This is a genomic window from Vulcanococcus sp. (assembly GCF_044369115.1).
Classification (GTDB): Bacteria; Cyanobacteriota; Cyanobacteriia; order PCC-6307; family Cyanobiaceae; genus Vulcanococcus.
On sequence record NZ_JBIPMN010000004.1, the window covers coordinates 16,580 to 30,622 of the forward strand.

Genomic DNA, 14,043 nt, shown 5'->3' on the forward strand with positions numbered 1-14,043 from the left:
CGCTGTCAGCCCCCCTGCGGCCACACCCCCAGCTGTTGCAGCCGGCGCTCCGCCTGGTGCGCTCGATCCGCGGGCCCCGCCAGGCGCTGGGCGAGCAGCGGGGCCAACACCGGCACCTGCGCAAAGGCCCCGCTGAAGCCGGTGAACAACCACAGCCCCGGCGTGGCCTCCACTGCACCCACCAGCGGCGCCCCGCTGCTGCTGAAGGCCACGGCCGCCTGGCGCAGCCGAGCCGCCCCAACCGTGGGGAATGCCTGGCGCAAGGGCGGCTCGCACCCATCCGCCGCCGCGGGCGCCGCGGCGCCCGCGGCGGCGATCCAGGTGTGCTGGCCCACCAGAGCGCCACGGCCCCAGGGCACCAGGCCCGGGTCCACCACCCAGGCGGGCTCCAGCAGCTCAGGCGCTCGCCGCTCCAACCCCAGCCGCGCAAACCCCTGGGGCAACCAGGCCGCCGGCGCTCCAAGCGCCGCTGGAAACGCCTGCAGCTCGAGCACCGATGCCCAGCTGCTGCACAGGGTCTGGGGCAGGGCCGGCCAGAGGCGGCCGCACCCCGCCCCCGCCGCCAACACCAGCTGATCGGCCTGGCATGCGCTGCCATCGCTGAGCTGCAGCTGCCAACCCCGCGCCGCTGGCGCCATCGCCTGCACGGTGGCGGTATACCGCTTCACCCCGGCGTTGAGCAGCACCGCCGGCAAGCGCTGGTGCAACACAGTCGTATCCACCTGCGCCAGCGGCAGCAGCCCCAAGCGGGCCAAAGCGCTCAGCCAGCGGTTGGAGCCCTGCAACCGCAGCGCGCAACGGCGCCAGCCGAGAGGACCATGGCGCCGCTGCAACCGCCGCCAGCGGCGTGAGGCCCCCGCCGCCATGCGCGCCAATGGGGTGGGAGCGAGGGGCCAACCAGGAATCAAGCCGTAGCTGATCGCCGTGGCAGATGCGGTGCCGTCGGCCGGCGCCGCATCAATCAGGGTTACCACCGCCCCGAGCGCACGCAGCTCCAGGGCCAGCCACGCACCCGCCAGGCCCCCGCCAACGATCACCACGCCGGCGGGGGCACCAGCCATCAGATACGCAGGGTGAAGGAGCTGATCACCTGGTGGAACAGACCCTCCACGCGGGGCCAACGGGCTTCGTTGGTGCTGGCGGCAAAGGTGTAGAGGCGGCCGCGATCCACCACTACCGTGGCCAGTTCGTGGCGATCACGGTCGCTCAGGTGCACGGCGTATTCGAGGTCGTAGAAGGTGCGGCCGCCGTCTTCGCGCTCGGAGGCCTCCACCAGCTCGGCCTCACGGCCGCTGCCGTCCGGGGCGATCACCACACGGCGCAGCTTCTCGCCCACGGCCACGGCACTGCCGAGGTTTTCCAGGCTGTTGGTGCTGTTCACATCCGACACCACCAGGCTCAGGGTTTCATCGGCATTGATCAGGTCGTGGAACACCACCTGCGGACCATCGGTGACCTGAACCCGCGTCCAGCCGGTGGGATAGAGAAAGGCGTAGCGCCCATCCGGGCTCTGATAGGAGTTCAGGCCAGCGGCGGCCGCGCTGCAAGCGCTGAGCACCACCGCCAGCAGCACCGCCAACAGGGCAGTGAGCGGAGCCCGGCGGGGGTGCGAGGAGAACGGCGAGGGCAGCATGCGGCGGGGCTGGCGAGCGACCCGCATTCTGGCCCGCCGCCCCGGCCGGCCCACCTAGATTCCGGCCAGCTGTTGGCAGCGCCCTGAGCGGCTTCACCCGCCCCCTGGCCCGACTGATCGATCAGTTCGAGCGACTGCCAGGCATCGGTCCGCGCACAGCGCAGCGCCTGGCGCTGCATTTGTTACGCCAGCCCAGCGAACAGATCCAGGCCTTCGCCGATGCGCTGCTGGCCGCGAAGAGCCAGGTGGGGCAGTGCCAGCGCTGTTACCACCTCTCGGCCGACCCCCTCTGTGAGATCTGCCGCAATGAGGAGCGCAACACTGGCGTGCTCTGCGTGGTGGCCGACTCACGCGATTTACTGGCCCTGGAGCGCACCCGCGAGTTCAAAGGCGGTTACCACGTGCTCGGTGGCTTGATCTCACCGATGGATGGCGTGGGGCCCGAGTTGCTGCAGATCCAGCCGCTCGTAGAGCGGGTGGACCGCGATGGGATCAGTGAGGTGATTCTGGCCCTTACCCCGTCGGTGGAAGGCGATACCACCAGCCTCTATCTGGCGCGGCTGCTCAAACCCTTCACCCAGGTGAGCCGCATCGCCTACGGCCTGCCGGTAGGGAGCGAACTGGAATACGCCGATGAAGTGACGCTGGCACGTGCCCTGGAAGGGCGGCGTCGGATGGAGTAGCGAGCCGTGAATTCACCCCAGCGCACGAGGAGCCGTTACAGCAGCGTCGCACCCAGCGAACGCCTGCCCGCATGGCTGCGTTCCCCCATCGGCAACGCCAGCGAACTCGAAGCGGTGCAGGCGGTGGTGAAGCAACAGCGGCTGCACACCATCTGCGAAGAGGGCCGCTGCCCCAACCGCGGCGAGTGCTACGCCTCCGGCACCGCAACCTTCCTGCTGGGGGGGCCGATCTGCACCCGCAGCTGCGCCTTCTGCCAGGTGGAGAAAGGTCAGGCTCCTGCCCCCTTCGATCCCGATGAAGCGGAGCGAGTGGCGAAGGCCGTTGAAACCATGAGACTGCGCTATGTGGTGCTCACTGCCGTCGCCCGCGACGACCTGCACGACCACGGCGCCTGCCTGTTCACCAACGCGATGGCCGCCATCCGCGCTCGCAACCCGCTGATCGCCATCGAGGTGCTCACGCCCGACTTCTGGGGTGGTTATCGCGAGGAAGCCGAAGCGATCACAGCCCAACGCCAACGCCTAGCCGCCGTGCTGGAGGCAAGGCCGGTGTGCTTCAACCACAACCTGGAAACCGTGGAGCGCCTGCAGGGCGAAGTGCGCCGCGGCGCCACCTACCGGCGCTCCCTGGCGCTGCTCGCGGCCGCCCGTGAGCTGGCACCCGAGATCCCCACCAAAAGCGGTCTGATGCTGGGGCTGGGCGAAAGCTTCGAGGAAGTGGTGCAGACCCTGAAGGATCTGCGCGTTGTCGACTGCCAACGGCTCACCCTGGGCCAGTACCTGCGCCCCTCGCTGGCTCACATCCCTGTGGATCGCTACTGGACACCCGCGGAATTCGAGCAGCTGGGGCAGATCGCCCGCGAGCTGGGCTTCGCCGATGTGCGCTCAGGGCCGCTGGTGCGCAGCAGCTATCACGCCGGTTCAACCAACTGAGCCGCTCTCCAGGCCCGCTCCAATCCCACCGCGCAATCGCCGCGCATCAGCAGACCAGCACCTCCCCACACCAAGCGCAGGGGTAGATCGGCCACCGCAGCTCCTACATCGCGAATCGGCTCAAATCCCAGTCGGCGGAAGTAGCGCACCAGCCGGCGATGTTGTGCATCGTGATCGCGGATGGCGAGCAAGCGGGCGTTGCGGCAGGGGGTGCCCTCCAGGGCCCAGGCGAAGGTGGCCGCCCAGATCAACGCCCCGACGCCCTGGGTGTGCGATCCCTGAACCCGCATCGTGTCGAGCTGGAGACCATCAGGCAGCGGCAGGGTCCAGCCCTTCAGCTCCCCGAGCAACAGAGGCGACTGCTCGGGCCTAGGTCGCGCCACCACCACACGCAAGCTGGTAACCGCCAGCCAGCGGCGCACCTGCAGCCGCAGCATCAGCCCCCGCGCCGCGGCCAGCTGCTCGATCTCAACGAGGGAAGGGCGCGTCATGCGGTGAAGGGCTGTGCCAACAGCACCGCCTCCAGCGGCAGCGCGCCATAGAGATGCGGAAACAGCTCACCGGTTGCCGGCGCCGGCTCGCTACGCAACTCCAGCCCCGCGGCAGCCAACCGCTGGGGATCAATGCTGAGCAACACCACCTCGCCTGGCGCGAGGTCGCCATAAAAGCGCTGAGCAGTGGCTTCCACCTGGTGGGCGGCACTGAGATGGATGAACCCCACCTGCTCCAGAGAGCGGCCGCGGGTTGAGCGGCGATAGGAGCCTGCGCTTCGGGCGCTGTTCCACTCGGCCCTCAGAGCCAGGTGATACAGCCAACGGGGCGATCGCCAAGCGCTGCGCTCCGCCCAGGGAGGATGCATCACCGCAGCCAGAGCGGGATCCGCAAGAAACCGGGCCAGCCAACGCTGCAATGGCTCCAGATCGGCTTCCTGATCCAACCCCTCGGGATCGGTCAGGCGGAACTGCCGCACAAACGGAAGCAACGCCCAATCCGCCAGAGCGGGGCGCCCCCCCAACAGCCAGCCGCCGCCCCCCAGCCGTGCGCTCCACTCCCGAAGGATGGCGAGGGCCGCGCGCCGATGTTCCGCCGATGTCTCACCGGGGTAGCGATCGGGGTACTTGAAGCGATCCAGGTGGTGCTTGAACGGTCCATCGTTCTGCGCCAGCAGGCTCTCGATTAACCCATGCTCAGCGCTGCCCCGCCCCGTGATCCAGCCCTGGGGATCAGCCTGCGCCAGCGCCCAGCGCATGATCGCAAGGCTCTCCTCCAACACCACCCCATCGGGCAACACCAACACCGGCACGGTGCCTTTGGCGGAGGCGGCCAGCAACTCAGGCGGCTTGGCCTTCAGGGTCACTTCCCGCAGCTCAAGGTCGCGCCCCGGCTGCAAACCTGCCGCAGCCAACGCCAATCTGGCCCGCATCGCATACGGGCAGCGGCGAAAGCTGTAGAGGCAAGGCAACGCGGCAGCCATGGCGAGCGATCGAGCCTCAGCCCGCCGCGGACGCTGCCGCGACTCGAGCACCGATATGCTGCCCGCCCCGCTCACGGGCCAACTGCATCTGGCGCTGACGCTCAGCAAAACGGGCGCGGTCGCCATCGCTGAAGCGCTCGATGCAATGCACGCAGCACACGCCCTCGCGGTAGGAGGCAAGTTCACGATCCATGGGCGAGAGCGGCAAGCCGCAGGCATGGCAGAGGCTGTAGCTGCCCGGCTCGAGCTGATGGTTCACGCTCACCCGCTGATCGAACACAAAACATTCGCCTTGCCAGCTCGTGCCCTGCTCGGGCATCTCCTCGAGGTAGCGCAGGATGCCGCCTTGCAGGTGATGCACGTTCTCAAAGCCCTGCTGCAGCAGATAGGCCGTGCTCTTCTCGCAGCGGATGCCACCGGTGCAGAACATGGCGATCGCTTTGGGTTGGCGCTGCTCCACCAAGGGCCGCAGCTCCCGCTCCACCCAGGCTGGGAACTCCCGGAAGCTCTCGGTGCCGGGATCGATCGCCCCCTCAAAGGTGCCCACCGCCACCTCGTAGGCGTTGCGGGTATCCACCAAAAGCACATCGGGATCGCGGATCAGGGCATCCCACTGCTGCGGCGGCACATAGGTGCCGACCTGCTCGGCGGGCTTCACGGTGGGGCAGCCCATGGTCACGATCTCGCGCTTGAGCCGCACCTTGAGCCGGTGAAAAGCCTGCTCGGGGGCCGCGCTGAACTTTGCCTCCAGCTGCGCTAGCCCGGGCAACTGCCGCAGCTTGGCCAACACCGCCTGCACACTGGCTTCAGGGCCGCTGATGGTGCCGTTCACCCCCTCTTCGGCCAACAAGATCGTGCCGCGAACGGCGCCGGCTTCCGCCAGAGCCCGGAGCTCAACCTGCAACGCCGGCAGCTCCGCCATGGCCGTGAAGCCATAGAAGGCCGCCACCTGCACGCTCACGCGGGCACGGCCTCCTGCCAGGGGGTCACGCCGGCGGCCGCGAGCAGCTCCTGGTCGGCGGCCACATCTGGATTCCCCGTCGTGAGCAGGGTGTCGCCATAGAAGATTGAATCGGCTCCGGCCAACAGGGCGAGCACCTGCGCTTCCTGACTCATCGTTTCGCGCCCGGCGCTGAGGCGCACCCTGCTGTGGGGCATCAAGATCCGCGCCACGGCCACCATCCGCACCAGCTCCAGCGGATCCACCTCCGGCTGATCCTCAAGCGGCGTGCCCTCCACCGCCACCAGCGCATTGATCGGCACGCTCTCAGGATGAGGATTCATCGCGGCGAGCACCTGCAGCAGTGAGGCCCGATCGGTGAGGGTTTCACCCATGCCGATGATGCCGCCGCAGCACATCGAGATCCCGGCCTTGCGCACCCGCTGCAGCGTTTCCAGGCGTTCCTGGAAAGTGCGGGTGGTGATGATCCGGTCGTAGTGCTCGGGGCTGGTGTCGAGGTTGTGGTTGTAGGAGGTGAGCCCGGCCTCGGCCAGCCGCTGGGCCTGGCTATCGGTGAGCATGCCGGCGGTCACGCAGGCCTCCATCCCCAGCTCGCGCACGCCGCGCACCATGGCGAGCATCGCTTCAAAGGGGGCGCCGTCGCGAATGTCGCGCCAGGCCCAGCCCATGCAGAACCGGTGGGCACCGGCCTGCTTCGCGGCGCGGGCCCGGGCGAGCACCGGCTCCACCTCCAGCTCCGGCCGTCCAGCCACGTCGCTGCTGTTGTGCATCGACTGGGGGCAATAGGCGCAGTCTTCCTCGCAGCCACCAGTCTTCACGCTGAGCAAGGAGGCCAATTGCACGCGGTAGCCGGGGTTGGCCTGGCGGTGCACGGCCTGGGCGCGCCAGAGCAGATCCATCAAGGGCAGCTCGAGCAGCGCCTGAATCTCAGCGGTGCTCCAGTCGTGGCGCAGCTCGAGGGCGGGGAGGGTCAAGGGGCTGGACGTCATCAGGAGGCGTGGGGCTCAACGCCGCCAAAACGGCGCTGACGGCTCTGGTAATCGAGCAGTGCCGCGGTGAGCGCGGCTTCGTTGAAATCGGGCCAGAGCACATCAGTGATGTGCAGCTCGGCATAGGCCAGTTGCCAGAGCAGGAAATTGCTGATGCGCTGTTCGCCGCTGGTGCGGATCAACAGGTCGGGATCCAGCTCACCGGCGGTGAACAACTGAGCGGCGAACTGCTGTTCATCGATCGCTGCGGGATCCAACTCCCCACGCGCCACCTGCTCAGCCAGCAGCCGCGCCGCACGCACCAGCTCACGGCGACCGCCGTAGTTCGTGCAGACATTGAAATGGATGCCCGTGTTGGCGGCGGTGCGACTGGTGGCATCGGCGATCAGCTGCTGCAAACCCGCCGGCAATTGCTCGAGATCACCCAGGAAGCGGATCCGCACCTGCTCTTCTTCCAGAGCCTGCAACTCGCGGGCGAGCACCCGCTCAAACAGGGTCATCAAGAAGCTCACCTCTTCACCGGGGCGACTCCAGTTCTCGGTGGAGAAGGCGTAGGCCGTGAGGGCACCGATGCCCCAGTCGCTGCACAGACGCAGGGTGCGCTTCAACGCTTCAACACCCTCGCGGTGTCCCATCACGCGGGGCAGCTTGCGCTGATTGGCCCAGCGGCCATTGCCATCCATGATCACCGCCACGTGGGCCGGCAATCGGGCGGGGTCCAGGCTGGCGGGCAGCAACGAACGGGAAGGTCGATTCCCCTGGACAGCGGTGGCGGTCGCCAGGGAGCGACTCATGGGCTGGATTCGGCCTTATCCATGGCCACGCTACGCCCAGCACCCTTGGCGACCTGCTTGCTGCTCTGGGCGAGGGACTCACCCAAGAGCTCCTGCAAACGGCTGCTGGTGAGCGGCCGCTCCAACCGACCCTGGCGCGCCATTGAGAGCGTTCCCGTTTCCTCAGACACCACAATGCACAGACAACGATCAAAGCGCTCAGTGATCCCCAGCGCCGCCAGATGACGGGTGCCAAAGCGGTTCAACCCCTGGCGTGAGAGCGGCAGGATCACGCCCGCCGAAAGGATGCGGTTGCCCTTCACCAGCACTGCACCGTCGTGAAGGGGCGTATCCACAGCAAACAGGTTGAGCAAGAGGTCGGCCGAGAGCTGTGCATCGAGGGCGATGCCGGGATTGAGGAAATCCTCAGGGCGGAGGTCGCTGCCCAGATCCACCACGATCAAACCGCCGCGCCGGAGCTGCGAAAGGCGCCCTGCCGCTTCGCTGAGCACGGCCGCCGATCCGGAGGCAAGCTTGTCGCCGCGCTGACTGCCAAACAGAACATCCAGCCGGCCCGTGCCGAGCAGCTCCATCAGCCGCCGCAGCTCCCCCTGCCAGAGGATGGCCAGCGCCAGGCTGCAAGCCATCACCAGCGCGTCGATCAGCTTGCTGGTGAGCGGCAGGTTGGCGTAGCGCTGCACCACCCAGGCCAACGCCACCAAGGTGAGGTAACCGCGCAGCAACCAGAGGGTGCGCGGTTCATTCACCCGCGCCAGGAGCACCATGCCCAGGGCGGTGGCAAGCAGGAGATCCAGCACAGCGCCCAGCTGGATTCCCGCTATCACCCCAAACACCCCCACCACAGCTTCATCCTGGTGGTCAGGCTACCGGCTGAAGTCGCTCCGGAAGAACGTCGTAGCGCAGCAGATCTTCCGGCTGCTCCCGGCGTTGCACCACATCGGCCATGCCGTCGTGCACCATCACGGCCGCCGGGCGGGGAATGCGGTTGTAGTTGGACGACATCGAGGCGTTGTAAGCGCCGGTGGCGAACACAGCGAGCACATCGCCACTGGTGGCCGGGGGCAGCGCCAGATCCTTGAGCAGCACGTCACCGGATTCGCAGTGCTTACCAGCGAGGGTGACCGTTTCGGAGGCATCCGCTTCCGGCCGATCCGCCAGCACCGCGGTGTACTGGGATTGGTAAGTGATCGGGCGAGGGTTATCGCTCATGCCGCCATCCACAGAGAGATAGGTGCGGATGCCGGGGATGTCCTTGCGGCTGCCCACGCTGTAAAGGGTGACGCCCGAGGTGGCCACCAGGGAACGACCGGGCTCACACAGCAAGCGAGGCAGATCCAGGCCGCGCTCCTGGCAGGCCGCTGCGACGGCTTCCGCCACGGTGCGCACCCAGGCATCAATCGACGGCGGGTCATCGCTTTCCACGTAGCGGATCCCCAGGCCACCACCCACGTTGAGATCGCTCACCGGATGCCCCATCCCACGGGCCAACTTAAGGGCATCCGCCATCACTGCAGCGAGATCGCGGTGGGGCTGCAGTTCAAAAATCTGCGAGCCGATGTGGGCATGCAAGCCGCTCACCTGGGCCCAGCTGCACTGCTTGAGGTGCTGGAGCACCCCCTCCAGCTGGTCGGGATCAAAGCCGAACTTGCTGTCGAGGTGGCCGGTGCGGATGTATTCGTGCGTGTGGCACTCGATCCCCGGGGTGAAGCGGAGCATCAGCCGCACGGGATGGGCGGGCGCCAGGCTGGCGAGCTGCTCGATGTCGAGCCAGTTGTCGGCCACTACGGTCACCCCCAGCTCTACCGCCAGGCGCAGCTCCTCCAGGCTCTTGTTGTTGCCGTGGAACACGATGCGCTCCGGGGGCATCCCACCCTGCATAGCGGTGAGCAGCTCACCGGCGGACACGGCATCGAGGCCCAGGCCCTCCGAAGCCACCACAGCCGTTATCGCCAGGCTGCTGTTGGCCTTGGAGGCGTAGAGCGCCAGGGCTGAGCCGGGATAGTGAGAGGCCAGGGCCTTGCGATAGGCCTGAGCGGTGCCGCGCAGGGTGGCCTCATCGAGCACATACAACGGTGTGCCGTAGCGCCGGGCCAGGTCGCTCAGCACGCAGCCACCCACCACCAGGCGCCCCTCTGGGTCGATCGCTGTGGTGAGAGGGGTGAGGTTGCGGTTAGGGCTGGCCCCATCGCGATTGGCTTCGTAGGGCCGCTGAGCGACGGCCATCTCCGCTGCAGGAGCGGCTTCACTGGTACTGGTCATCGGGCGATCCTATGAAGAGCCGCGCCGGCCCCTGGTGTCAGCTGAGACAGAGCCCCAAGCCTCAGAGCATCCTCAGACCCAACTTCTTGGGCCAGACCAACTCGAGGCCTGCCTAGCGCTCGATCAAGCCAGCCTCGCTGGGCTATGGACGCAAGAGCAATGGCAGCAGGAGCTGAGCCAGAGCGATCGCCTGTGCATGGGGTTATTGGTGGATCAGCACCTGATTGCAGTGGCCTGTGGCTGGCTGGTGGTGGATGAACTGCAGATCAGCGCCGTGGCGGTCGCTCCCGATCAACGGCGCCAAGGTCATGGCCGGCAGGTGCTGATGGCGCTGCTGCAAGAGGCGCGCCGGCGCGGCGCCGCGAGCGCCACCCTGGAGGTGAGCGCAGCCAACACCGCCGCCACCACCCTGTACGAGCGCTGCGGCTTCAGCACGCAGGGCATCCGTCGCGGTTACTACCGCAATGGCGACGATGCCCTGATCCAATGGGCGCGGTTACAGGACACGGAAGCGGTTCGGATTGCCGCCCATTCCTGATGCGAACAACCGAATAAATGTGGAGCTTGAGTTGTTGAAACAGGCCCCTCAGAACCCAGCCGCCTCAGTGGTTTTGGCCGATTGGAGCCGCACACCACACTCCCCAGGCCAACCCTGATAAGTTGGGAGTACACGCAACAGGCCCCGCCCATGTTCGAGCGGTTTACCGAGAAGGCCATCAAGGTGATCATGCTGGCCCAAGAGGAGGCCCGCCGCCTTGGTCACAACTTCGTGGGCACCGAGCAGATCCTGCTGGGCCTGATCGGGGAAGGCACAGGCGTGGCCGCCAAGGTGCTCAAGTCGATGGGCGTCAACCTCAAGGACGCTCGCGTCGAGGTGGAGAAGATCATCGGCCGCGGCTCCGGTTTCGTGGCCGTTGAGATCCCATTTACGCCAAGAGCCAAACGGGTCTTGGAGTTATCCCTGGAAGAAGCGAGGCAGCTCGGCCACAACTACATCGGTACCGAGCACCTCTTGCTGGGCCTGATCCGTGAAGGCGAAGGCGTGGCTGCACGGGTGCTCGAGAACCTCGGCGTCGACCTGGCCAAGGTGCGCACCCAGGTGATCCGCATGCTCGGCGAAACCGCCGAGGTGGCCAGCGGTGGCGGTGGCGGCAAAGGCTCCACCAAAACACCCACGCTCGATGAATTCGGCAGCAACCTCACCCAACAGGCCGCCGACGGCAAGCTCGACCCTGTGGTGGGTCGTCAGCACGAGATCGAACGGGTGATTCAGATCCTCGGCCGCCGCACCAAGAACAATCCCGTGCTGATCGGGGAGCCCGGCGTGGGCAAGACTGCCATCGCCGAGGGCTTGGCTCAGCGGATCAACTCGGGCGATGTGCCCGACATCCTCGAAGACAAGCGCGTTCTCACCCTCGACATCGGCCTGCTCGTGGCCGGTACCAAGTACCGCGGAGAGTTCGAGGAGCGCCTCAAAAAGATCATGGAGGAGATCCGGGGTGCCGGAAACGTGATCCTTGTGATCGACGAGGTGCACACCCTGATCGGTGCCGGCGCCGCCGAAGGCGCCATCGACGCCGCCAACATCCTCAAGCCGGCCCTTGCGCGCGGCGAGCTGCAGTGCATCGGGGCCACCACGCTGGACGAATACCGCAAGCACATCGAGCGGGATGCCGCGCTTGAGCGCCGCTTCCAGCCTGTACAGGTGGGCGAACCCTCAGTCGATGACACCATCGAAATCCTGCGGGGTCTGAAGGAGCGCTACGAAGCCCACCACCGCCTCACCATTGCCGACGAGGCTCTCGTGGCAGCCGCCACCCTGGGCGATCGCTACATCTCGGACCGCTTCCTGCCCGACAAAGCCATCGATCTGATCGATGAAGCGGGCAGCCGCGTGCGCCTAATGAACTCCAAGCTGCCGCCAGCAGCGAAGGAGATCGATAAGCAACTGCGTGCCATCCAGAAGGAGAAGGAGGACGCCGTTCGCGAGCAGGACTTCACCAAGGCCGGCGAACTGCGCGATAAGGAAGTGGAGCTGCGCGATCAGATCCGCTCCATCCTGCAGACCCGCAAGGAAGAGCCTGAGGCCAAAGCGCCCGAAGGCGGTTCGGGTGAAGAGGCCGTCAGCACTGTCACCACAGCCACGGCTGTTGCCGAACCGGCAACCGACGACCGCACCCCGATGGTGACGGAGGAAGACATCGCCCAGATCGTGGCCTCCTGGACCGGTGTGCCGGTGCAGAAGCTCACCGAAAGCGAGTCGGCCAAGCTGCTGAACATGGAGGAAACCCTCCACCAGCGTCTGATCGGTCAAGACGAAGCCGTGAAGGCTGTGTCGCGCGCCATCCGCCGCGCACGGGTGGGCCTAAAGAACCCCAACCGCCCGATTGCCAGCTTCATCTTCTCCGGCCCCACCGGCGTGGGCAAAACCGAGCTCACCAAGTCGCTCGCGGCCTACTTCTTCGGCAGCGAAGAGGCGATGATCCGCCTCGACATGTCGGAGTTCATGGAGCGCCACACCGTCAGCAAGCTGATCGGTTCGCCTCCGGGCTATGTGGGCTTCAACGAAGGCGGTCAGCTCACCGAAGCGGTGCGCCGCCGGCCCTACACCGTGGTGCTGTTCGACGAGATCGAGAAAGCCCACCCCGATGTGTTCAACTTGCTGCTCCAACTCCTGGAAGACGGTCGCCTGACTGATTCCAAAGGCCGCACGGTGGACTTCAAGAACACGCTGATCATCATGACCTCGAACATCGGTTCGAAGGTGATCGAGAAAGGTGGCGGAGGCCTCGGGTTCGAATTCTCAGGTGCCGATGCGGAAGAGACCAATTACAACCGCATTCGCTCGCTAGTGAACGAAGAGCTGAAGCAGTACTTCCGCCCTGAGTTCCTCAACCGTCTCGATGAAATCATCGTCTTCCGTCAACTCAGCCGCGACGAAGTGAAGGAGATCGCCGAGATCATGCTCAAGGAGGTCTTCGGTCGCATGGCAGAGAAGGGCATCCACCTTTCCGTCACCGACAGCTTCAAGGAGCGACTTGTGGAAGAGGGTTACAATCCGAGCTACGGGGCCCGCCCGCTGCGTCGTGCCGTGATGCGCCTCCTCGAAGACTCCCTGGCTGAGGAATTCCTCTCCGGCCGTATCGGCGAAGGCGACAGCGCTGTTGTCGACGTGGATGACAACAAGCAGGTGGTCATCCGTAAGCAAGGCGAAGCCGTAATCCCGGCGCTTGCCGGTGCTGGCGTCTAACTCAGACACACTCCCTTCAAAACTGACAATCACACTGTCACAGCTCAAAAGCCCGGGTCTACGCCCGGGCTTTTTCGTGCCCGAACAAAGACCACCAGAAAGAAATCACAGAAGCCGCTATGAAGACCTGCGGACCAGGCAGCCTCAACCATACGCCGCAGACAATGAAGGGCTATTGCAGCAGCGTCAACAAAAAGGTCATAACAATGAGCGGACGGCAAAGATGAGCGAGCCAGGAGTAATCTGGCAGCATTTTAAAACCAACGATCGATGCAATCAGGAGAAGGTGGAGACCCAAGCAACAGGGCTGTCGCGAACTACACCAAGAAAGAGCAGCTCAAAGAAGTTGCCGTTTTCCTGGCCCTAGCCCTCATTGAATACTGCAATTCCGAAATCCTGAAGGCCGCCGTCAATGAAAACCCGATCCTCAAGGCATCGCAGTCACTGATTGCCGAGGCCGTACGTCTCACAAGCCTAGATCTGCACCCAATCCTGCTTGTGGCAGCAGCCATCTGGATCGCCCTAACAATGAGCGCAATCGCAAGAGGCCTCATCATCCCGCGGTGGATGCTCGACGCAATGGGGATATGGGCTACTGGCAGGATGAGCCTGGACTTCATCCTCATCAATGGACTCATCTTCCACCCAGGACTCATACGGCCAAGTGCATTACTCAGTCAGATTCTCATTTATCTCCCCTTCTTTGCCATCACATGGGGCTGGATCTTTTACCGCCTCGACCGGATTCAAACAGGCAAGTCAACGAGCATCATCACAATGAGCCATGTTGGCCCAACAAGGACCGCAAGAACCTACGACTACTACCACGCAACATTCAACGCCATCATTAACAAAGGAGGAGCGAAGATCACAGGGATGAATCGAACAGGCCTCATCGCGACTCTAATCTTCGATACCATGCTGCTGTGTCTATACGCGTTAATGATTACCCGGCTCTTTCAGCTCATCAAGCCACCGATCTAAACCTGTGGCGCCAGATTCCAAATCCCAATCCACCGCAGCTGAGCAACCAACAAAAAAGCCACCCTATCGGGTGGCTTCTCTGC

At 65.3% G+C, this 14,043-nt stretch carries 14 protein-coding genes; 5 read left to right on the forward strand and 9 right to left on the reverse strand.

What is annotated here, in order from left to right:
- Nucleotides 1–5: 5 nt before the first annotated feature.
- Nucleotides 6–1,061 carry an FAD-dependent oxidoreductase gene (locus ACIQ2E_RS00685; protein WP_398324711.1) on the reverse strand — a complete coding sequence of 352 codons (1,056 nt, stop codon included), beginning with the start codon at nucleotides 1,059–1,061 and terminating at the stop codon, nucleotides 6–8.
- A complete protein-coding gene (gene psbP, locus ACIQ2E_RS00690) occupies nucleotides 1,061–1,633 on the reverse strand; it encodes a photosystem II reaction center PsbP (RefSeq protein ID WP_398324714.1) in 573 nt (190 codons plus the stop codon). The genes ACIQ2E_RS00685 and psbP overlap by 1 nt, the downstream gene beginning before the upstream one ends.
- 104 nt (nucleotides 1,634–1,737) lie before the next feature.
- On the opposite strand from psbP, the gene recR reads away from it, so the two are divergent.
- On the forward strand, nucleotides 1,738–2,316 hold the full coding sequence (gene recR / locus ACIQ2E_RS00695; protein ID WP_398324751.1) for a recombination mediator RecR: 579 nt from the start codon (nucleotides 1,738–1,740) through the stop codon (nucleotides 2,314–2,316).
- A gap of 6 nt (nucleotides 2,317–2,322) precedes the next feature.
- Nucleotides 2,323–3,249: a lipoyl synthase gene (gene lipA, locus ACIQ2E_RS00700; RefSeq protein WP_398324717.1), complete on the forward strand. Its 927-nt coding sequence runs from the start codon at nucleotides 2,323–2,325 to the stop codon at nucleotides 3,247–3,249.
- Here lipA and ACIQ2E_RS00705 read toward each other — a convergent pair.
- The 7 genes from ACIQ2E_RS00705 to lysA are packed head-to-tail and all read right to left on the reverse strand — an operon-like array spanning nucleotide 3,228 to nucleotide 9,726.
- A complete protein-coding gene (locus ACIQ2E_RS00705) occupies nucleotides 3,228–3,740 on the reverse strand; it encodes a hypothetical protein (RefSeq protein WP_398324720.1) in 513 nt (170 codons plus the stop codon). The genes lipA and ACIQ2E_RS00705 overlap by 22 nt on opposite strands.
- Nucleotides 3,737–4,723, reverse strand: coding sequence for a DUF952 domain-containing protein (locus ACIQ2E_RS00710; RefSeq protein ID WP_398324723.1), 987 nt, complete (start codon nucleotides 4,721–4,723; stop codon nucleotides 3,737–3,739). Before ACIQ2E_RS00710 ends, ACIQ2E_RS00705 begins: the two co-directional genes overlap by 4 nt.
- 16 nt (nucleotides 4,724–4,739) lie before the next feature.
- Nucleotides 4,740–5,684: a rhodanese-related sulfurtransferase gene (locus ACIQ2E_RS00715; protein WP_398324726.1), complete on the reverse strand. Its 945-nt coding sequence runs from the start codon at nucleotides 5,682–5,684 to the stop codon at nucleotides 4,740–4,742.
- Entirely contained in the window at nucleotides 5,681–6,673 is a 993-nt protein-coding gene (gene bioB / locus ACIQ2E_RS00720; protein WP_398324729.1) for a biotin synthase BioB, read from the reverse strand. Before bioB ends, ACIQ2E_RS00715 begins: the two co-directional genes overlap by 4 nt.
- Nucleotides 6,673–7,467, reverse strand: a complete 795-nt coding sequence (locus tag ACIQ2E_RS00725; protein ID WP_296368358.1) for an isoprenyl transferase — start codon at nucleotides 7,465–7,467, stop codon at nucleotides 6,673–6,675. Before ACIQ2E_RS00725 ends, bioB begins: the two co-directional genes overlap by 1 nt.
- Nucleotides 7,464–8,300, reverse strand: a complete 837-nt coding sequence (gene cdaA, locus ACIQ2E_RS00730; RefSeq protein WP_398324733.1) for a diadenylate cyclase CdaA — start codon at nucleotides 8,298–8,300, stop codon at nucleotides 7,464–7,466. The genes ACIQ2E_RS00725 and cdaA overlap by 4 nt, the downstream gene beginning before the upstream one ends.
- 25 nt (nucleotides 8,301–8,325) lie before the next feature.
- Nucleotides 8,326–9,726, reverse strand: coding sequence for a diaminopimelate decarboxylase (lysA, locus tag ACIQ2E_RS00735; RefSeq protein WP_398324736.1), 1,401 nt, complete (start codon nucleotides 9,724–9,726; stop codon nucleotides 8,326–8,328).
- A gap of 34 nt (nucleotides 9,727–9,760) precedes the next feature.
- Here lysA and rimI point away from each other — a divergent pair, with 34 nt between their 5' ends.
- The 3 genes from rimI (at nucleotide 9,761) to ACIQ2E_RS00750 (ending at nucleotide 13,960) form a co-directional block, all read left to right on the forward strand.
- Entirely contained in the window at nucleotides 9,761–10,264 is a 504-nt protein-coding gene (gene rimI / locus ACIQ2E_RS00740) for a ribosomal protein S18-alanine N-acetyltransferase (protein ID WP_398324739.1), read from the forward strand.
- Between the two features lie 150 nt (nucleotides 10,265–10,414).
- Nucleotides 10,415–12,976, forward strand: coding sequence for an ATP-dependent Clp protease ATP-binding subunit (locus ACIQ2E_RS00745; protein ID WP_398324742.1), 2,562 nt, complete (start codon nucleotides 10,415–10,417; stop codon nucleotides 12,974–12,976).
- Between the two features lie 270 nt (nucleotides 12,977–13,246).
- Nucleotides 13,247–13,960 carry a hypothetical protein gene (locus tag ACIQ2E_RS00750; RefSeq protein ID WP_398324745.1) on the forward strand — a complete coding sequence of 238 codons (714 nt, stop codon included), beginning with the start codon at nucleotides 13,247–13,249 and terminating at the stop codon, nucleotides 13,958–13,960.
- Nucleotides 13,961–14,043 lie beyond the last annotated feature (83 nt).